The sequence below is a fragment of the Nonomuraea sp. NPDC050478 genome, assembly GCF_044458265.1.
GTDB lineage: Bacteria > Actinomycetota > Actinomycetes > Streptosporangiales > Streptosporangiaceae > Nonomuraea > Nonomuraea ferruginea.
Window position 1 is genome coordinate 874,521 of sequence record NZ_JBITHT010000001.1, and the last position, 17,879, is coordinate 892,399.

Annotated in this window: 19 protein-coding genes; 10 read left to right on the plus strand and 9 right to left on the minus strand. The window is 69.7% G+C overall.

Features of this window, described 5'->3' with window-relative positions:
• Nucleotides 1-32: 32 nt before the first annotated feature.
• Both ACIBF7_RS04100 and ACIBF7_RS04105 read left to right on the plus strand, forming a co-directional pair.
• Complete coding sequence (locus tag ACIBF7_RS04100; protein WP_271276195.1) at nucleotides 33-1,028, plus strand: ATP-binding cassette domain-containing protein; 996 nt, start codon at nucleotides 33-35, stop codon at nucleotides 1,026-1,028.
• Nucleotides 1,025-1,861 carry an ABC transporter permease gene (locus tag ACIBF7_RS04105; RefSeq protein ID WP_148035780.1) on the plus strand — a complete coding sequence of 279 codons (837 nt, stop codon included), beginning with the start codon at nucleotides 1,025-1,027 and terminating at the stop codon, nucleotides 1,859-1,861. The genes ACIBF7_RS04100 and ACIBF7_RS04105 overlap by 4 nt, the downstream gene beginning before the upstream one ends.
• Here the strand turns inward: ACIBF7_RS04105 and ACIBF7_RS04110 are convergent.
• Nucleotides 1,843-5,079: an AfsR/SARP family transcriptional regulator gene (locus ACIBF7_RS04110; protein ID WP_397196387.1), complete on the minus strand. Its 3,237-nt coding sequence runs from the start codon at nucleotides 5,077-5,079 to the stop codon at nucleotides 1,843-1,845. The genes ACIBF7_RS04105 and ACIBF7_RS04110 overlap by 19 nt on opposite strands.
• A gap of 153 nt (nucleotides 5,080-5,232) precedes the next feature.
• Between ACIBF7_RS04110 and ACIBF7_RS04115 the strand changes: the two genes are divergently transcribed.
• Both ACIBF7_RS04115 and ACIBF7_RS04120 read left to right on the plus strand, forming a co-directional pair.
• The gene (locus ACIBF7_RS04115; RefSeq protein WP_397196388.1) at nucleotides 5,233-5,889 is read left to right on the plus strand and encodes a response regulator; all 657 of its coding nucleotides are present in this window, start codon (nucleotides 5,233-5,235) and stop codon (nucleotides 5,887-5,889) included.
• On the plus strand, nucleotides 5,886-7,043 hold the full coding sequence (locus tag ACIBF7_RS04120) for a sensor histidine kinase (protein WP_397196389.1): 1,158 nt from the start codon (nucleotides 5,886-5,888) through the stop codon (nucleotides 7,041-7,043). The genes ACIBF7_RS04115 and ACIBF7_RS04120 overlap by 4 nt, the downstream gene beginning before the upstream one ends.
• Here ACIBF7_RS04120 and ACIBF7_RS04125 read toward each other — a convergent pair.
• Nucleotides 7,010-7,681, minus strand: a complete 672-nt coding sequence (locus ACIBF7_RS04125; protein WP_397196390.1) for a hypothetical protein — start codon at nucleotides 7,679-7,681, stop codon at nucleotides 7,010-7,012. The two genes, ACIBF7_RS04120 and ACIBF7_RS04125, sit on opposite strands and share 34 nt — an antisense overlap.
• Before the next feature lie 176 nt (nucleotides 7,682-7,857).
• Between ACIBF7_RS04125 and ACIBF7_RS04130 the strand changes: the two genes are divergently transcribed.
• Complete coding sequence (locus ACIBF7_RS04130; protein ID WP_397196391.1) at nucleotides 7,858-8,427, plus strand: hypothetical protein; 570 nt, start codon at nucleotides 7,858-7,860, stop codon at nucleotides 8,425-8,427.
• Here ACIBF7_RS04130 and ACIBF7_RS04135 read toward each other — a convergent pair.
• The 4 genes from ACIBF7_RS04135 to ACIBF7_RS04150 all read right to left on the minus strand — a co-directional run bounded on the left by ACIBF7_RS04135 (nucleotide 8,417) and on the right by ACIBF7_RS04150 (nucleotide 10,899).
• Nucleotides 8,417-9,094 carry a class I SAM-dependent methyltransferase gene (locus tag ACIBF7_RS04135; protein WP_397196392.1) on the minus strand — a complete coding sequence of 226 codons (678 nt, stop codon included), beginning with the start codon at nucleotides 9,092-9,094 and terminating at the stop codon, nucleotides 8,417-8,419. The genes ACIBF7_RS04130 and ACIBF7_RS04135 overlap by 11 nt on opposite strands.
• A gap of 28 nt (nucleotides 9,095-9,122) precedes the next feature.
• Nucleotides 9,123-9,458: a hypothetical protein gene (locus ACIBF7_RS04140; protein WP_397196393.1), complete on the minus strand. Its 336-nt coding sequence runs from the start codon at nucleotides 9,456-9,458 to the stop codon at nucleotides 9,123-9,125.
• Nucleotides 9,459-9,632: 174 nt separating this feature from the next.
• On the minus strand, nucleotides 9,633-10,295 hold the full coding sequence (locus ACIBF7_RS04145) for a trans-aconitate 2-methyltransferase (protein WP_271279733.1): 663 nt from the start codon (nucleotides 10,293-10,295) through the stop codon (nucleotides 9,633-9,635).
• A gap of 139 nt (nucleotides 10,296-10,434) precedes the next feature.
• Nucleotides 10,435-10,899: a hypothetical protein gene (locus ACIBF7_RS04150; RefSeq protein ID WP_271279734.1), complete on the minus strand. Its 465-nt coding sequence runs from the start codon at nucleotides 10,897-10,899 to the stop codon at nucleotides 10,435-10,437.
• A gap of 193 nt (nucleotides 10,900-11,092) precedes the next feature.
• On the opposite strand from ACIBF7_RS04150, the gene ACIBF7_RS04155 reads away from it, so the two are divergent.
• Nucleotides 11,093-12,523 carry a tetratricopeptide repeat protein gene (locus ACIBF7_RS04155; protein ID WP_222709238.1) on the plus strand — a complete coding sequence of 477 codons (1,431 nt, stop codon included), beginning with the start codon at nucleotides 11,093-11,095 and terminating at the stop codon, nucleotides 12,521-12,523.
• 158 nt (nucleotides 12,524-12,681) lie between these two features.
• The gene (locus ACIBF7_RS04160; protein WP_271279735.1) at nucleotides 12,682-14,214 is read left to right on the plus strand and encodes an ATP-binding protein; all 1,533 of its coding nucleotides are present in this window, start codon (nucleotides 12,682-12,684) and stop codon (nucleotides 14,212-14,214) included.
• 313 nt (nucleotides 14,215-14,527) lie between these two features.
• Here the strand turns inward: ACIBF7_RS04160 and ACIBF7_RS04165 are convergent, their stop codons facing one another.
• A complete protein-coding gene (locus ACIBF7_RS04165) occupies nucleotides 14,528-15,028 on the minus strand; it encodes an anti-sigma regulatory factor (RefSeq protein ID WP_271279736.1) in 501 nt (166 codons plus the stop codon).
• Between the two features lie 329 nt (nucleotides 15,029-15,357).
• Here ACIBF7_RS04165 and ACIBF7_RS04170 point away from each other — a divergent pair, with 329 nt between their 5' ends.
• Nucleotides 15,358-16,179, plus strand: a complete 822-nt coding sequence (locus tag ACIBF7_RS04170) for a helix-turn-helix transcriptional regulator (protein WP_271279737.1) — start codon at nucleotides 15,358-15,360, stop codon at nucleotides 16,177-16,179.
• Nucleotides 16,170-16,382, plus strand: a complete 213-nt coding sequence (locus ACIBF7_RS04175; RefSeq protein ID WP_148035794.1) for a DUF397 domain-containing protein — start codon at nucleotides 16,170-16,172, stop codon at nucleotides 16,380-16,382. The genes ACIBF7_RS04170 and ACIBF7_RS04175 overlap by 10 nt, the downstream gene beginning before the upstream one ends.
• A 35-nt stretch (nucleotides 16,383-16,417) precedes the next feature.
• On the opposite strand, the gene ACIBF7_RS04180 is transcribed toward ACIBF7_RS04175, so the two are convergent.
• Entirely contained in the window at nucleotides 16,418-16,717 is a 300-nt protein-coding gene (locus ACIBF7_RS04180) for a helix-turn-helix domain-containing protein (protein WP_148035795.1), read from the minus strand.
• Nucleotides 16,718-16,722: 5 nt separating this feature from the next.
• Complete coding sequence (locus ACIBF7_RS04185) at nucleotides 16,723-17,067, minus strand: type II toxin-antitoxin system RelE/ParE family toxin (protein WP_271279738.1); 345 nt, start codon at nucleotides 17,065-17,067, stop codon at nucleotides 16,723-16,725.
• Nucleotides 17,068-17,315: 248 nt separating this feature from the next.
• Between ACIBF7_RS04185 and ACIBF7_RS04190 the strand changes: the two genes are divergently transcribed.
• Nucleotides 17,316-17,876 (plus strand): histidine phosphatase family protein, encoded by a 561-nt coding sequence (locus ACIBF7_RS04190; RefSeq protein ID WP_148035796.1) that lies wholly within the window; start codon nucleotides 17,316-17,318, stop codon nucleotides 17,874-17,876.
• Nucleotides 17,877-17,879: the final 3 nt, after the last annotated feature.

Here is a 17,879-nt window from a genome sequence, read left to right on the forward strand (position 1 = left end):
GCCGTGAAACCAGGGGCGCCGAGAGTGGCGCCATGAGCATCACAGAACTCGGCCGTACCGCCCCCTCCAGCGGAACAGAACCGGCCGTACTCGCGGAAGGGCTGGTCAAGGCGTTCGGCGATCACCGCGCCGTCGACGGGATCGACCTGGAGATACGGCCCGGTGAGATCTTCGGCGTCCTCGGGCCGAACGGCGCCGGCAAGACCACCATGCTGAGGATGCTGGCCACCCTGCTGGCGATCGACGCCGGCCGGGCGGAGATCTTCGGCGTGGACGTGGCCGGCCGGCCGCACGTGATCCGGCAGCTGATCGGCGTGACCGGGCAGTACGCGTCGGTCGACGAGCAGCTGACCGCCCGCGAGAACCTCCGGCTCTTCGCCCGGCTGCAGCGGATCCCCGCGCCGAGTGCCAGGCGGATCGCCGCCGACCTGCTCGGCCGGTTCGGTCTGGAAGAGGCCGCGGACAAGCCGATCGCGCACTTCTCCGGCGGCATGCGGCGCCGCCTCGACCTGGCCGCCAGCCTGATCACGAGACCACCGCTGATCTTCCTGGACGAGCCGACCACCGGCCTCGACCCGCGCACCCGTGGCCAGATGTGGGACACCATCCGCGGCCTGATCACCGACGGGTGCACGGTGCTGCTGACCACGCAGTACCTGGACGAGGCCGACCAGCTGGCGGACCGGATCGCCGTCATCGACCACGGCCGCAAGGTGGCCGAGGGCACGCCCGACGAGCTGAAGACCATGGTCGGCGCCTCCACCCTCCAGCTGATGCTCGCCGAACCCGGCGAGGTGCCGGCCGCCGTCGAGGCCGTCCGGCGCGGCCTCGGCTCCGAACCGGTGCTCAGCCCCGAGAAGGGCCGGCTCAACGTCGCGCTCGACCAGGCCGACATGGCCGCCGACGTGCTGATCGCGCTCCGTACCGCAGGGATCTCGATCTCCTCGGTGAGCGTCGCCAAGCCCAGCCTGGACGAGGTGTTCCTGGCGCTGACCGGTCACGAGACCGAGACGGAGGAGACCCGATGAGCACGACCACCGCACCCGTCAGGCAGGCGGTACGAGCGGCCGAACGGGTGGCGGCCACCCGGCGGCACGTCTCCGTGGGCGAGACGCTCGGCCAGACCCTCGCGATGGCGTGGCGGGCCGCCAAGAAGATGCGCCGCAACCCCGAGCAGTTCTTCGACGTGGCCTTGCAGCCGGTCCTGTTCACCGCGATGTTCGCGTACATCTTCGGCGGCGCGATCGCCGGGGACGTGCAGAGCTACCTGCCGCTGATGATCCCCGGCATCCTCGCCCAGACCGTGCTGACGACCTGCATGGTGACCGGCGTCCAACTGCGCGAGGACATGGAGAAGGGCGTCTTCGACCGGTTCAAGTCGCTGCCGATCGCCCGGATCGCGCCGCTCGCCGGCCCGATGGTGGCCGATCTGCTCCGGTACGCGATCGCGGCGACCCTGACCTTCGCCATGGGCCTTCTGATGGGATACCGCCCCGGCGGCGGCGTGGCCGGGGTGCTCGGCGCGATCCTGCTGGCGATCCTCACGGGGTGGTCGCTGGCGTGGGTGTTCACGTGGGTCGGCACGATCGCCCGCAGCGCCGGAGGCGTGCACGGCATCTCGATGATGATCCTCTTTCCGCTGACGTTCCTGTCGAACGCGTTCGTCCCCGTCGAGACCCTGCCCGGCTGGCTCGCCTCGTTCGTCCGGATCAACCCGGTCTCACACCTGGTCACGGCCGCTCGCGACCTCGCCAACCACGCTCAGGTGAGCGGGGCGGTGGCGTGGACGCTGCTGGCCTGCCTGGTCGTGGTCGCGGTCTTCGCGCCGCTGTCCGTACGGAGCTACAAGCGGCACATCTGACCCGCGGCGAGCCGTCCGACGAGCGCCCGCGCCTCGTCGAGCAGGTCCGCGCCGCGCCGGTCGCCGTAACCGGCGCGGACGCGGGCGAGCGCGCCGGGCGCGACCTGCTCCGCGTACGGCTCGATCCGGTCGAAGGCCATGCCGGCCATCATGCCGTTGTAGGCGAACCGCTCGGCCAGCACCAGCAGGGCGACCGCGTCACCGGGAGCCAGGGCCGCCCGCAGCAGCCCCCAGGCGCCGAGCGCGAAGAGCAGCGAGCCGCTGACCGGGTAGTCGAGAAGCCGGCCGTCGGCGCTCAGCACGTCGCGGGCGCGCCCAGCCACGCAGAAGCGGAACAGCTCCTCGCCGTACGGGAGATCCGCGGGCTCCCCGTGGTAGGCGTGCGCCGCGAGGGCGAGCGCCTCCGCCGTGACCACCCATGGTTCGAAGCCCGAGCGCGGCATCCCGGGCAGCCGCAGATCGCGCGCCCGCTCGACCGCCAGCCGGTAGTCCGAGAGGGCGGCGGCCGTCTCGCCGCGGGCGAGGGCGAGCTCGGCGGCGCACAGCGCGGCCACTGCCAGCCCGCCGAGTACGGCCCCGCCGTCGTTGAGCCGGTTGATCTGCGCGAGCTCGGCCTCCGCGGTCCGGTGATCGCCCTCGCCGAGCGCGATGATCAGCAGCAGCGAGCGCAGCTGCGTCTCGTCGTCGGTGGCACCGATCCGGCTGAGCACCGGCAGGGCCGCTCGCGCGTGGCCCACGGCGCGCCGCCGGTCGCCGCACCGCAAGGTCAGGTGAGCCAGCGTGGTGTGCAGGATCGCCCGGAGCCACGGCCCCTCGTCGTGCGGGAGCAGCGCCAGCCCCCGCTCGGTCGCCGTGACCGCCCCCGCGATGTCCCCTGCGTTCTCCAGGACGTGGGCGCTCATCTGCGTCGCCACCAGCGCCTCGTCACGGTCGGCGCTGCGGCACAGCTCCCGCAGCCGATCGCGCAGGCCGGCGCTGTTCGAGGGGGCGCCGATGAGCGTCACCTTCGTCATCGCCGCGAGGCGCGGGTCCGTGGCGTCGCCGACGGGAAGCCTGCTGAGCAGATCGTGCAGCGGCTCGCTCCGTTCGTCCAGGAGGATCATCGAGTTGGCGATCGCGACCACCAGGGCGGCCCGGGTCAGCTCGACGAGCTCCGGCGGCGGGAACCAGCCCGTGACGGCCTGGATGATCGCGGTCCTGAGCGCGATGATCCTGGCGTGGTCACCGCGGATCGACCACAGCGCGCCGACCCCGGCCAGCAGCGGGACCGCCGTGGCCGGGTCGGGCTCGGCGAGCGCCCGGCGGAGCAGATCGGCCAGGTTGGTCTCCTCGGCCCGCAGCGCGTCAACCGCCGCGAACTGGTCCGGGCCGAACAGCACGGCGGCGTGCTCGTGCGCATAGCCCGTCGCCCAGGCCAGCAGCGCCGCTCGCGCGGACACCTCCTCACCGGCTTCCTCCAGCCGCACCTGTCCGAACTCCCTGACGGTCTCCAGCATCCGGTAGCGGACGCCGTGGGCCGCCTCGTCGACGCTCAGCAGCGACTGCTCGGCCAACGCCTGCACCGCGTCCAAGGCGCCCATGGCCTCGGCCGCGGCCGCCGTGAACCCGTCGCTGAACAGGGACAGCCGCCGCAGAGCCCGCCGTTCGGGCTCGTCCAGCAGATTCCACGACCAGTCGATGACCGCGAGCAGAGTCTGGTGCCGGCCCGGCGCGCTGCGATCGCCCCCGCGCAGCAGCGCGAACCGGTCCGCCAGGCGCCGCGCGATCTCCTCCACCGCCATCACGCGCACCTTCGCGGCGGCCAGCTCGATCGCCAGCGGCAGCCCGTCGAGCCGGGTCACGACCTCGCGCACCAGGCCCTCGTCGAGCCGCACGCCCGGCCGGGCCGCCGTCGCCCGCTGGCGGAAGAGCTGCACCGCGTCGCCGGGCTCCAGCGCGCCGAGCGGGTAGACGTGCTCCGCCGGGATCGACAGCGGGGCCCTCGACGTGGTGAGCACCCGCAGATCCCGCGTGGCCGCCGCCAGGAAGGCCGTCAGCTCGGCCACGGCGTCGATCACGTGCTCGCAGTTGTCCAGGATCAGCAGCGCCGGCGCCCGGCCGAGATGCTGCGCGATGCGGGCCCGTACATCCGACGGCCGCTCGAACGCCGGCATCCCGCGCCCGCTCACCGAGTCGCGCACCCCCAGCGCCGAACCCACCTCGCCCACCACTCCCTCGGGCGACGAGACGCCGACGAGCCCGACGAAGTGGACGACGGGCTGGGTGGCGTTCCTGCCGACGACGTGGGCCAGCCGCGTCTTGCCCAACCCGCCCGGCCCGACGACGGAGACGACCCGGTGGCTCTGCAGCAGGGCGTGCACCGCGCTGATGTCGCCGTCGCGGCCGAGCAGCGACGACCCGTCGAACAGCACACCCTCCCGTACGGGCCGGTCCGCGGCGAGCAGTTCGGCGTGCACGCGCGCGAGGGCCGGCCCCGGATCCGCGCCGAGCCGTTCGGCCAGGTCGGCCCGGTGGCGTTCGTAGCGCTCCAGCGCCGCCGCCGTGCCCCTGACCGCGGCCTCGCCGCGCAGCAGGCAAGCGAGCAGTTCCTCATCGCGCGGCCGGTCGGCCGCGGCCTCCTCCAGCAGGGGCAGCGCGCCCTCGTGGTCGCCGGCGCGGGAGCGCGCGACGGCCGACACGCGACGCGCCTCCGCCAGCCGCCCCGCCGCCACCGCCCGCACCTCACCGAGCGGTCCCGCCGCGGTCCCCAGCCCGCCCGTCGCCGTCAGCCCGCTCGCCGCCGTCAGCCCGCCCGCCGCCCCCAGCCCGCCCGCCGTCGCCAGCCCGCCCGCCGCCGTCAGCCCGCTCGCTACGCTCATCGCCTCCTCGGCGCCGCGCCGAGCCTCGGCCACGTCCCCCTCGGCCAGCGCCTTCCGCGCCCGCTCCACCAGCGCGCCGAGCAGCGACGCGTCCACCTGCTCGTCCGGCACCCCGAGCCGGTAGCCGCGCGCGGTCCGCACCACCGCGTCGGCCGAGGTCGCGGCCCGCGTCCTCGACACGACCACCTGCAGAGCCTTCGTGGGGTTCGCGGGCGGCCCGTCCGGCCATAACTCCTCGACCAGCCGCTCGTCCCCAGCCCCCGCCCGCCCGTGCAGCGCGAGCACCGCCAGCAGGGTCTGGGCGCGCTCACCGGCCACCCGCGTCCCCTGCCAGCGGACGCCGTCGAGCAAGGTCAACACCGGAGGCACCCTTCCAGCTTACGAGCGGACCGCCGCCTCCGGCCTTCAGCGCTGCTTGCGATCTCGACCAGAGGTGCACGCCGCCCCCTCCGCCTATCGAAGATGGTGCGGAAGGCCGCGGCCTCAATACGATCTGGACATGCCGGGTGAGAAATGACGATCAGACTGGTCGTCGCGGACGACCACGCCATGATCAGGGCAGGGCTGCGGCTCGTGGCGGAGAACGCCCCAGGGATGGAAGTGGTCGGGGAGGCGGCCGACGGCGGGGAGGCCGTCGCCGTGACGAGGGAGCGACGGCCGGACGTGCTGCTGCTCGACATCGCCATGCCGGGCATGGACGGCCTGGCCGCCGCCACGACGCTGCTCGGGGACCCCGCCCCGCCGAGGATCCTGATGCTGACGACCTTCGGCAGCGACGAGAACCTGCACGCGGCGCTGCGCATCGGGGTCAGCGGCTTCCTGCTGAAGAGCTCGCCTCCCGAGCATCTCCTGGAGGCGATCCGGGTCGTGGCGGCGGGCGACGGACTGATCGATCCCGCGGTCACCCTCCGGGTCATCGCGTCCTTCGCCGCGCAGCCCCCGCTCTCGCCTCCTCCTGAGCTGGCCGCGCTCACCGCGCGCGAGGTGGACGTGCTGCGGCTGCTGACGCGGGGTCTGTCCAACCGGGAGATCGCGCTGGAGTCCGGAGTCGGCGAGGCCACGGTCAGGAGCCATGTCGCCCAGATCCTGCGCAAGCTGGACGTACGGGACCGTCTCCAGGCGGTGGTGCTGGCCTACGAGTCCGGCTTCGTCCGCCCTGGTCAGGAATGATGCGCGGCAACTGGCGGCCGAGCCGGATGGACACGCTGCTCGCGCTGGCCGTGGTGGTCGCCGGGCAGGTCGAGTCGTTCGGGCGGCAGGGGTTCGAGCCGGGTCAGATCAGCCGTCCGGTGCCGCTGGCGGTCGGCGCGGCCGCCGCCGGGGCGCTGCTGCTGTTCCGGCAGAGGTTCCCGATGAGCATGCTGCTCGCGCTGGTGGGGGTCGGCATCGGGGTGCGGGAGGTCACGGAGGCGGGCTACTACGCCGCGTGGCACTTCTACTCCACGCTCATCCTGGTGCACACCGTCGCCAGCGCGGCGGAGCTGCGTACCCGGCGAGGGCTGGCCGGGCTGGCCTGCGTCCTGCTCGCGTACGGCTATTTACAGACATTTCAGCATAACGACGTGGCCGAAGTGCTGATCAGCGCCATTTTCGTCGGCGTCGCGTACGCCAGCGGCATCCTGTTGCGCCGCCAGATCGATCAGACGTTACGCCTCACCAGGCAGACCACCCGGTTGGAGGTCGAGCGCGAGGAGCGTGCCCGGCAGGCGGTCGCGGGTGAACGGGTGAGGATCGCCAGGGAGCTGCACGACATCGTCTCCCACAACGTCAGCCTGATGACCCTGCACACGGGCGGTGTACGGATGATGCTCCGCGACGACCCGGACCGCGAGCGGGAACGCACACTGCTGACCGGCGTCGAGCGGGCGGGCCGCGAGGCGATCGAGGAGCTCAGGCTGATGCTCGGCATGCTGCGCAGCCCCGGCGGCACGGCCGCCGAACCGCACGCCCCCGGGCTGGACCGGCTGGACGCCCTCGTCGCCCAGATCGAGGAGGCCGGTCCGGCCGTGGAGGTGCGGGTCGAGGGCGAGGCCAGGCCGGTGCCCCCCGGGCTGGAGCTGTCGGCGTACCGGGTGATCCAGGAGGCGCTGACCAACGCGTTGAAGCACGCGCGGGCGACCCGGATCGTCGTCACCGTCGCCTACTCCGCCGACGCCGTGACCGTGGAGGTCACCGACGACGGCACGGGCGACGGGCAAGGAGGCGGGAGCGGGCAGGGCCTGATCGGGATGCGCGAACGGGTCGCCATGCACGGTGGCGACCTGTCCGCCGGCCCTGTGCGGGATGGCGGTTACCGGGTACGCGCCAGGTTCCCCGCGGGCTGAGCCGCCCACTCCGCGTCGCTCATCCGTACGATGCGCAGGCCGATGACCCCGGCACCGGCCAGGTACAGCAGTCCGCCCACGACCGTGCCGACCGGGAAGACCGGCGCCCCGAAGATGCCCAGCACCATCGCGAACGGCGCCCACCAGGGCGCCTTCCGGCAGTACGCCAGGACGAGCCCCAGCGCGAACAGCCCGAGAATCCCGGCGAACCCCGGGATCTGGAACCCGAACACGAGTCCCGGGTCGGCGAACGCCTGGTCGGCGAGCGCGGCCCCTTCGGCGGGCGGCAGCGAGCGTTCCAGGCGGGCGTAGAAGTAGTCGCCCAGCATCAGCGCGGAGAAGTTCACCACGCCGAGCAGGGCGATCCCGCCCGTGACGTGACCGAGGAGCACCGCGCGGTGGCGTACCAGGTGGATCATGCCGATGATGCCCGGGATCAGCAGCACCCAGCTCCAGTGCAGGACCGCCGCGCTGATCGACACCTCCTCCAGCTGACGCCCGTAGACGCCGGCCGTGTCGCCGCCGCCCTGGCGCAGAGCGGGATCGAGGACCACCCCCGCGACATACAGGACGGGCGCGGCGATGAGGCACGCGCCGGCGGCGAGCCTCCGGAATCGGATCGGATCTGACAACGACATGGTGTCCCCTAAGTGGCCGGTGATGCCACGAAGGCTAGGAACGCCCGGCCCTCCCCGTCGTCCACCGCCCGGCCGACACCCACTCCGCCATTTTGCTGGGGAGACCTGGGCGCACTATCTAGGGAGACCGCCGCGCAGCATACTGGCGGCAGTCGACGCGCGTCGTGGGGGCACTCATGAATCGATCGTTCGTCAGCTCGATCCTTCACCTGGTCAGGTTCGCGGGAGCCGCCCTGGCGATCTGGGGCATCGCCTACGTGATCAACGGCGCTACCCAGGCGGGCGGGTACGTCACCGTACGCGTGGCAACCGCTCCGGACGCCGGGCCCTCGCCGCTGAGCGGTGTGAGACTTCCCGACGGGGTCGTGCTCCGGGGAGAGCTTCCGCTGGGCGTCTGGGGAGCCACCGTCGCCGAGCAGGTGCTCTCGCGCGCGGACGTCCTCCTGGGCGGTCTGTGCGCGGGCCTGGCCGCTCTGCTGCTGAGCTCCACCATGAAAGGGCGGCCTTTCACCCGGCGTGATACTGCCGGGCTCGTCGCCCTGGCGATCGTCACGAGCCTCGGCTCCCTGCTGCCGATCGTCGCCGCGGCGACCGTACTCGATCGGGCGGGGCTCACCCAGGACTTCGTCCCGTCGACCACGCTGTCGTGGGTGCCTCTCGCGGGCGCCGGGCTTCTGCTCACGCTGGCCCTGGCGTTCCACGCGGGAGCCCGGACCGATCCACGAAGCAGTGCACTCACCCCATAGCCGCGGTACGGTCGCGGCGCATCAGCAGGTGGCCACGGCGGAATCGTTCATCCTCCAGAGGCTCGCGCAGCATCCGCGCCACCTCGACGAACTCCTCCTTGCGAGCCAGGTCGGCCAGCTCGTCGATCGGCCATCGGTAAGCCGGCGTGACCTTGTGGTCGAACCGGCTTACCGGACCGCCCTCGGACTCGAAGAAACCGAGCAGGAGGTAACCCCCCGGGGCCAGCACCCGGCGGAACTCGGCGAAGTAAGGCGGCAGCTCGGATGGTGGGGTGTGGATGAGCGAGTACCAGGAGAGCAGCCCGCCCAGCTCGCCGTCGGCCACGTCGAGGGCGCCCATCGAACCGACCTCGAACCGCAGGTCGGGATAGTCCCTGCGGGCGATGTCGATCAGCCGGGGAGACAGGTCGACACCGAAGGCGTCCAGCCCGAGGTCACGCAGGTGTGCCGTCATGTACCCGGGACCGCAGCCGGCCTCCACGACGGGCCGGGCCCCGTCGGCCCGCACGAGCTCGGCGAACGCGGCGACCACCGAGCGATCCAGCGGCAGGCGGTCGAGCGAGTCCCGCACGAAGTCGGCGTAGACGTCCGCGAGGGCGTCGTAGGCGTCCGCGAGGGCGTCGTAGGCGTCCGCGGTCGCGGTCAGATAGGGGGAGGATTCGGCCACGGCGGACGACTGTAGCCCATCGGCCGAGCTACTCGCCCCGCAGAAGCTCGTGGTGCAGGAGGCTGCTCTGCTCTCTCGGCATGAGGGGGCGGCGATCGACGAGGAGCCGGTGATAAAGGCCGATGTAGTGGCTCTCCCGGCGTGGGACGCTCCCGTCGGTGCCGAAGTTCTCGGTGATCCGCCCGTTCTGCACCAGGTACCCGGCTACGGCGTGATGGTCCAGAAGCAGCTCGGCGCCGGAGGCGAAGCGCACGCTGGTACGGCGGGCGGCGGCGGTGACCCGCCAGCTTGTCACGATCAGCGCCTCGAAGGGCTCGCCGTCGGAGGTGCAGAGGATGCGGGCTTCGTACGTCGAATCGTCCAACCGGCGCAGGGAGGTTCGCTCGACGGGATCGCAGAATCTGGGGAGGACGCGTGGGCGGTCGAGGTCGTCAAGCGGCTCTTCGACGTGTCGATCATCTGGAGGACTTAAACAAGTTGGGCCAGCCCGTCAGTGGACTCCGCTCTGGGACGGTGACTGGCACCAGCCGATCCGCCTCTACCGCCATGCCTCCCCTATGAGCGTCCCCACGTGATCCGGAGCCGGGGCCGGATGGATCCGGGCATGCGCGTCACGGAACCCGACGCCGAGCAGCAGTTCGCGCCATGTTTCCGGCTCGTACGCCCATCGATAGATCCACACCGCCCGGCCGGTGAAGCCATTGCCGTACATGCCCTGCACGCCGTAGCTTCCCGGCACCGCCGGCGCCTGTGAGAAGACCAGTTTGCCGCCCGGCGCCAACCGCTCGAACACCAGCGGCAGCAGCCGCTCCGGGTCGGTGAACCACACCGCCCCGAAGATGCTGTAGATCGCGTCCCACTGAGTGCCTGGGGACTCGGCCAGGTAGTCCAGGACGTCGGCCTGGACGAAGTGGGCGTCGGGCAGATGGCCCCAGCCCGACAAAGCGCGCTCGACCTGGACGGGAGACAGATCGACTCCAGTCGCCACGATGCCTTTGGTCGCCAGCGCTGCCACAGCGTGCCCGCGGCACGACCCGAGTTCCAGCGCTGTGGCGGGCTCCCCCAACAGTTCCTCCCCCGGACCGTGCCCGCTGTACTGCGTCCACCCGAAGGCGCTCTTCAACGCATCCTCCGGATTGTCCTGCGAGACGCCGGAAGCGTAGTGATTCCAGTAGTCGACGCGGTCGGTGATGGTGCGCATGGACGGTTCCCTGTGACGCAGCGGACGGAACCCGCGTCACCGTACAGGTCGCACCCGTCTGCGCACCGGCGAACTGCTGCATCAGGGCACAGCCGAGGGCCGGACCCCGTAGAGGCCCGGCCCTCAATGCTGGTTTCGGTCAGTGACAGTCCGTGCCAGGAGCACACGGCGTGCACTGGGAGAAGTCGCGCTCCCACAGCGGCCAGTCCACCTCGAAACCATTGGCCGCGAGGATGTGGGCGGTCCGCTCGACCGACCCGTCGTACTTGAACTCGATCTCCGGAACGTGCTCGAGGAAGCGCCCGTCGAAGTGCTGAGCGCAGAACTCCCGGTAGTTGCGGGTGTCGAGGATGAAGGCGTGGACCGCGATGTCGACCAGTCGGCCGCAGCCGATCTCCAGATGCTCGCCCCACTTCTCCATGGCGGTGATGAGGTAAGCGACGGCCTGACCGAAAAGCCGATTGGCCATGACCTCGTCGAACGGGTAGTCGCGGACGAGGAGCGCGATTTCGCGGTCCCACACATCCGGCCTGACGAACGATCGCGGGTCTCGCCGGCCCGCCACCGGCGGTGCGGGACGCGTGGATGCGGCGGTAAGTGTCACGAGGACCTCCTGGGGTCTGGTGCCTCCCCGCCGCCGCAGCCTGGTCATCGCGACGGCGGGCTCCTCTTCACGGTCCGGCCTTGGCCGCGTCCGCATCAATGCCGGTCCAGGTCTGCAACATTGCCTGCCGTGGCAATGTCCGGGGCACCTTGGCAGAGGTACGCTCCGATGGCAGTGCACGGGAGGCGCCGACGTGACTGTCATCACACGGGCCCTGCGAGCGGAACTGCTTCGCACAGCCAATGACATCCGCCAACGCGGGCAGCGGGCCGGCTGGGTGGTCGAGCGCATCGCCGGTGCCATCTGCGACGAGTTGCCACAGCTGCTTCCTTTGGAAGCATGGCGGCTGGCCTACGGATGGTCACGACCGCAAACGATCGCCGGTATTCAGGCCCTGTTCGAGGACGAAAACCTGGTCGCGCCGCCGGTCAATAGCAGCATGCTGTGCCGCTGGGAGCACGGGGTGCATCCGCCGGGCCCCGAGTACGGGCCGATGCTCTGCCGCCTGTACGGGGTGACCCCGGAGACGCTGGGTCTGCCGAGAAGTTCCGCGGCCATCCCACCGCGTCGCCCCGGAGCGGGGTACCGTGCCTCGCATTGGAGGCGCCCCATGACCGAAGACCAGTACGCCGCCCTGTCAGCGCTGCGCGAATCGGTCGAGCTCGCGCTTGAGGTCGACGGGCCTGCAGGCGGGCCTGCTGCCCGCCAGGCGCTGCAGGCGGCCGTGGAGTATTACGCGCTGCGTTACTCGGCGTTCCCGCCTGCTGTCCTGGCCACCGAAGTACACCGAACCCGCGCGCTCGTGGGGCCGATGCTGCGCCGGCCTCAAGCCGACGCCGACCGCATCGAACTGCGTCGCCTGGCGGCATGGCTGTCCGCTCTCGTCGGCAACACCGCCTTCCACACCGCTGACCACGCGGCCGCATCCATTCATTTCGGTACGGCGGCACGCCTGGGCACGGCTGTAGGCGACCACGACCTGATCTGCTGGACGCTCGGCGCTCAGTCCATGACCGCCTGCAGTCAGGGCAAACCGCAGCAGGCAGTCGAGTTGGCAGCCGAAGCTCTGGAGTACGCGCGCACCCCGCTGCGGCGGGCGCAGATCATCGCCTGGGGGCTACTGCGCGCGACGGCTGCGCTCGGTCCATCCCACCGCTCGGAGGCGGAAAGGATGATGGCGGCAGCCCAGAACGAGATGGCGGCCGACCCGCACGGAGACCAGCCCGGCAGGTTCGGGTTCGACGCCGCCGAACTGCTGCTGCATCTGGCTGAGAGCGCCCTGCTGATCGGCGCGCAAGACCAGGCCGTCACGCATGCACAAGCATCACAGCAGCACAGCCGACATGGAGGAGCTGGCTGGGCGGCTGCACTGATCGTCCAAGCGCGAGCGGAGGCCGCTCGCCGCCAATACTCCTACGCGACCGCACTGGCAGGTCAGGTCCTTGACGCGGTGCCTGCACAATCCTTGCGGAATACGACACGCGTACGTCTGCGCGCCCTCGACCAGAAGTTGCTCAGTGTGGGCGATGCGGGGATTGAGACCCGTGATCTTCACGACCGCATCGCGGCCCTTCCCGCGTTGACCACCGTAGGCCATCTCAGCGATGAACCGAACGGGCAGTAGGCGTCTGTCTCCGTGGTTGTCCCTCCTGGACAGGAGCCACGTGAATCCCTTGTCCCAGACATTCGGCGGCAAGATGATGACACAATGTGACCATGCGGCAACCCCGAGCGAAATACTTCAACACCACGGGACCGTGTAGCCCACTGCACCACTACATCTTGCCTCCCACGCAACGGCTCCCCCAGGCGCGCGAGCTCATCGAGATGGACCGCTATTTCGTCCTGCACGCGCCCCGGCAGACCGGCAAGACGACGATGCTGCGCACCCTGGCGTCCGAGCTGACGGCCGAGGGCGACATCGCCGCCCTGATGTTCTCCTGCGAGCGCGCCAAGTCGGCCGGTGACGACTACGCTGCCGCGGAGTCGCTTCTGCTGGATTCCCTCCGTGAGGCCGCCGCACGGTCGGGATGGCCGAAGAAACTGCTCCCGCCGGATTCCTGGCCGCAGGTCACGCCCGGCGCCCGGTTCGGTTCGGCGCTGAGCGAGTGGTGCCGCCGCTGCCCGCGCCGCGTGGTGCTGCTCCTCGACGAGATCGATGCCCTGCAGGGCAACAGCATGGTCAGCATCCTCAGCCAGCTCCGCCACGGCCACAACGCCCGGCATGAGGGCCAACCGTTCCCCGCATCCGTGGTGCTGTGCGGGCTGCGCGACCTGCGTGACTACAAGGTCGCATCGGGTGGCGAGCCCGGCAGGGCGAACCCGGCCAGCCCGTTCAACATCGTCGCCGAGTCGTTGCGCCTGGGCGACTTCACCGCCGACGACATCACCGACCTCTACGACCAGCACACTCAGCAGACCGGCCAGGAGTTCGCCAAGGACGCGGTGGAGCGGGTGTTCGAGCTGACGCAGGGTCAGCCGTGGCTGGTCAACGCCCTCGCCCACGAGATCACCTTCAAACTGGGCGTGACCGGCGCCGTCACCGACGGGCAGGTGGAGGACGCCAAGGAGCGGTTGATCCGGACGCGCGCCACGCACCTGGACTCTGTGATGGCCCGGCTGCACGAGCCGCGGGTCAAGCGGGTGATGGAGCCGGTCGTGGCCGGGACCTTCCCCCACATCGACCCCGCCTTCTCCGACGACCTGTCCTACGTACGCGACCTGGGCCTGATCAAGCAGAAACCCCCGCTCGAAGTGGCGAACCCGATCTACCGGGAGGTCATTCTGCGAGTGCTCGGAGACCCGTCGGAACAGTACGTGATGGCCGATCCGCGCAGTTTCGTGCTGCCGGACGGCCGGTTCGACCTGCCGCGCCTGCTGGAGGAGTTCGTCGTCTTCTGGCGCGAGCACGGCGAGGTGCTGGTCCGCCAGGAGGGCTACCATGAGGCCGCCTGCCAGATCATCCTCATGGCCTTCCTGCACCGCCTGGTCAACGGCGGCGGCTACCTCGACCGGGAGTACGCGGCCGGCACCAAACGTCTGGACGTGCTCGTCCGCTGGCCCTACACGAGCCCCGACGGCGAACGGCTCATGCAGCGCGAGGCCATGGAGCTGAAGGTGTGGCGAGCAGGCGAGAACGACCCGGCACCCGACGGCCTCGCCCAGCTCGACCGCTACCTGGACCGCCTCACCCTCTCCACCGGCGCACTGGTGATCTTCGACCGCCGCCCCGAGGCTCCGTCCTGGCAGGAACGAGGCGGCTTCGAACAGACGACCACACCCTCCGGTCGCCAGGTCACCGTCCTGCGCGTTTGAGTTTTAGTCGCCGAAGGGCTGCGTTCACCTCAACAGGCTTCGCCTCTGAGCATCGCCGCCCAGACCTGCTCAGCCTTCGCTGTCGTGGTCCACGCCGTCTCGTGGATCACGCCTTTGACAGATCGCCGGACGAACGCGAGCCCGCCCGCGGCGCAGAACTCGTAGCAGGGCGCGCACCGGCTGCACGTGTGCTCGCGCACCCGGACCCGCACGCACCGAGCGGCGGGGCTCGCCCAGGCGATCCGTTCATGTCCCTCCTGGACAGGAGCCACGTGAAGGCCGTGATAATCCTCCAACAGGTCTGACGCCACCCTCACCGCCGGCCTGCCGTACGAGGCAGCGCGAACCAGGTCGCCTTGCCCGGCAGCCCAGGGCACGTGGTGAACCCCTGCGGAACGCAGCCGTACAACCCGGCCGACAACTCCGCCACGATCAGCAGCCCTCGCCCGTGCTCGGCTTGACCGTCCACACCCGGGCGGCGCACCGGATGAACGGCTCCCGCGTCGACCACCAGGCACACCACTTCGACCGGATCGACCCGTACCACCAGCTCGTACGGCGCGTCACCGTACAGAACCGCGTTCGTGACCAGCTCGCTGACCATCAGCACGGCGTCGTCAACGAGATCCCGCCCCAGACCGACCAGCAGAAGCGCGCGCCGGACGAGGTCGCGGGCATCACCGACCGCACGGGCGTCATCCCGAAGCCGCCAGACCATGCTCCGGCCGACAGAGCTTGAACGCTCCGCCACCGCAGCGGCCTTCGCCGAGTGCTGGACTTCCGGCACGATCTCGCCGAACGAGAGCTTGTCCATTACGCCACCTCCCGGATCCATGTATTCGCTCCCGTGTCACAGGCATCAGCCAGTACGAAATGCAGTAAAGGATGAACCGCCCTATTCGCGGGGCCCAAATACTGCATGTCCAGAATCTTCAGCCCCGCCCGATCAAACTGGAAGCAGCCAGAGCTTGTGTGACCCACATCGCTTCACCTGTCATTACTTGCGCTTCCCACTACACAGAGTGCCTGCGGTGAGCTACATTACGGAATCGAATGGATGACACACCGTTCGGACAGTTCTGTAGGACCGGCCGTCTGATTGGCGTAGGACTCTCGTGCTACTTACCGGAACAGGAGTCACGGATGCCCGCCCCCCTTGAGCTTGACCCCACGGCCAGCCCATTGGCTTTCTTCGGCGCCGAGCTACGCAAATTTCGAAAAAACGCCGGATTGTCCCAGGAACAATTGGCGGAAATAATCAGGTTCAGCCCCAGCCTGGTCGGCTTCATCGAGAGAGCTCAACGGACGCCGAGCAAGGATCTCGTCCAACGCTGCGACGAAGCCGTGGGAGCCAAGGGGGAGTTGCTCCGCCTCTGGCCTCTCATAAGCCGTGAGGCGAGCCCTCGATGGTTTCGCGAGTGGCTGGACATTGAGCAGGAAGCTCAGAGCCTCCGAACATGGCAGCCTCTCCTCATCCCGGGATTACTGCAGACGGAGGACTACGCTCGCGCCATGCTGCGTGGCGAGCCCGGCGTAACGGAGGAGCAGGTTGAGAAATCCGTACAAGCACGCCTGGAGCGCCAGATCATTTGGTCTCGCCTCAACCCCCCAATGTTCTGGGTACTGCTCGATGAAGGCGTACTCCAACGTCCCATTGGAGGTCGGTTGACCATCCGCTGCCAGCTCGAACACCTGGTCCAGATGGCAGAACGGCCACACATCGCTATCCAAGTGGTCCCCATGGCTTTTTGTGCGACCACAGGACTCCTCGGGGGCTTTGTGATCGCCCAACTAGCCGGAAGTCCAGATATCGTGTACTACGAGTCCACGGGGCACGGGCAGATGACTGACCGACCGGAGGACGTCGCTGCGATCCATATGAAGTACGACGCCATCCGAGCTGAGGCACACCCCCAGCATGTGTCTATCGAGCTACTCAGAGAGGCAGCCAAGACATGGACGTGAACGACGAACTGAGCGCCGCCGCCTGGCGGAAGGCCACCAAGAGCGGATCGAATGGCGGAGACTGCATCGAGGTCGCCCCCTTGTCCGGCGGACGAGTGGCCATCCGTGACACCGAGAGCCCAGGGCAGGCGCCATTCGTGGTGACCGCCAGCGTTTGGGACGCTTTCGTGGACGGGGCCAAGCGAGGCGAATTCGACTTCTGAACGGCTGCCAAGATCGGGCTCAACGGGCGCCGTCCCTAGCCCGCCTTCCGAAGCGGCTGAAGACGAACACTGAGACGCAGGTCGAGGGCCTCGGCGAGACGTTCCAGCATGGGGATGGTGGGCATCGTGCCGCCGGCCTCGAACCGCGCCACAGCCGGCTGCTTGAGCCCGGCCCGCTCGGCCAGTTCGGCCTGGGTCAGACCGAGTTCTTCGCGGCGGTTCCGTACGGCCGCACCTAGTTCGAAGCGCAGACGTGCCGCCTCATAAGCGGCTCCGGCACCAGGGCGACCCATGATCTCTGCGCGCTTGTCTGACCATGCCTTGCGCTCGCCCATGTCGATCACTCCTCGTCCGCTGTGTGTGCCTCGGCGACACATCGCCGCATCGCCCGCACAGCTCGTTCGATCTCGGCGGTCTCCCGCATCCGCTGCTTACGGAAGACCGTGAGCAGGATGATGCGTCTGCCCGGAGCGATCCAGTACGTGATACGTACCGCCTCCCCGGAGAGGTGAAATCGGAGTTCCCGAAGCTTCCCGCACAGTTGCCTGGTGTACGGCTCGTCGAGCAGCACACCGCGCGCGGCCAGCAGGTCAACGTAGAAGACCGCTGTCTCCTGGTCGTCCTGATCGAGCGAGTCGAACCAGTCATCGACCTCGGGCTCCAACTCCACATCTCCCCAATTCATAACATGAATGTTATAGAGAGGGCAAGAGCCGTGTCCTCTGAACAGGAGATCGGACGAGTCTCATGCGAGACGACGTGATGTAGGCGGCCTGTCCTGCCCTCCAGTTAGAAAACGCGAGGTCACGCTTGCGGGGTCCGGCGGCCCGTACGCTCTCAGCTTGCCTTCCGAAGCGCCCTTTTCCCGGCGGTGTACGGCAGCGACCCCTAGCCTGGGAAGCCAGGTCGGAATCTGACGTACTGGGAACGCCGATGACGGTTGAGATCGTGTACGAGACGCACTCGATAAGCGTCCACAACGAGGCCGGCATCGCCAGCGGCTGGTTGCCCGGTGAGCTGTCCGAGCGGGGCCTGGCCCTGGCCGCCGAACTGGGCGAGCGCCGCCGCGACGACGGGCTGGACGCGGTGTTCAGCTCCGATCTGCGCCGGGCCGTGCAGACCGCGCGGGTCGCCTTCGAGGGCTCGGGCATCCCTCTGTTCCAGGACCGGCGGTTGCGCGAGTGCCACTACGGCGAGTTCGACGGCATGCCGGTGAGCCTGCTGGAGACACGGCGTGCCCGGCACATCGACGAGCCGTGGCCCGGTGGCCAGAGCTACCGGGCCGTGGTCGGGCAGATGAACGACTTCCTGGCCGAGCTGGCGGTGGAGTGGGCGGGCAAGAAGGTGCTGCTGATCTCGCACTCCGCCAACCGCTGGGCCTTGCAGCACCTTCTGCACGGCGTTCCGCTCGCCGATCTGGTCGATCAGCCGTTCGCGTGGCGGCCCGGCTGGACCTTCCATTTGCCCAGCGGATGGGCGAGCGCCGGCGCGTAGGGC

What these genes read in the sequence shown, in the direction of transcription:
- ACIBF7_RS04185 (WP_271279738.1), bottom strand. Translation starts at nt 17,067, where the DNA reads ATGAATTGGGGAGATGTGGAGTTGGAGCCCGAGGTCGATGACTGGTTC.
- ACIBF7_RS04125 (WP_397196390.1), bottom strand. Translation starts at nt 7,681, where the DNA reads ATGTCGTTGTCAGATCCGATCCGATTCCGGAGGCTCGCCGCCGGCGCG.
- ACIBF7_RS04100 (WP_271276195.1), top strand. Translation starts at nt 33, where the DNA reads ATGAGCATCACAGAACTCGGCCGTACCGCCCCCTCCAGCGGAACAGAA.
- ACIBF7_RS04115 (WP_397196388.1), top strand. Translation starts at nt 5,233, where the DNA reads ATGACGATCAGACTGGTCGTCGCGGACGACCACGCCATGATCAGGGCA.
- ACIBF7_RS04175 (WP_148035794.1), top strand. Translation starts at nt 16,170, where the DNA reads ATGGACGTGAACGACGAACTGAGCGCCGCCGCCTGGCGGAAGGCCACC.
- ACIBF7_RS04165 (WP_271279736.1), bottom strand. Translation starts at nt 15,028, where the DNA reads ATGGACAAGCTCTCGTTCGGCGAGATCGTGCCGGAAGTCCAGCACTCG.
- ACIBF7_RS04180 (WP_148035795.1), bottom strand. Translation starts at nt 16,717, where the DNA reads ATGGGCGAGCGCAAGGCATGGTCAGACAAGCGCGCAGAGATCATGGGT.
- ACIBF7_RS04170 (WP_271279737.1), top strand. Translation starts at nt 15,358, where the DNA reads ATGCCCGCCCCCCTTGAGCTTGACCCCACGGCCAGCCCATTGGCTTTC.
- ACIBF7_RS04130 (WP_397196391.1), top strand. Translation starts at nt 7,858, where the DNA reads ATGAATCGATCGTTCGTCAGCTCGATCCTTCACCTGGTCAGGTTCGCG.
- ACIBF7_RS04145 (WP_271279733.1), bottom strand. Translation starts at nt 10,295, where the DNA reads ATGCGCACCATCACCGACCGCGTCGACTACTGGAATCACTACGCTTCC.
- ACIBF7_RS04120 (WP_397196389.1), top strand. Translation starts at nt 5,886, where the DNA reads ATGATGCGCGGCAACTGGCGGCCGAGCCGGATGGACACGCTGCTCGCG.
- ACIBF7_RS04105 (WP_148035780.1), top strand. Translation starts at nt 1,025, where the DNA reads ATGAGCACGACCACCGCACCCGTCAGGCAGGCGGTACGAGCGGCCGAA.
- ACIBF7_RS04190 (WP_148035796.1), top strand. Translation starts at nt 17,316, where the DNA reads ATGACGGTTGAGATCGTGTACGAGACGCACTCGATAAGCGTCCACAAC.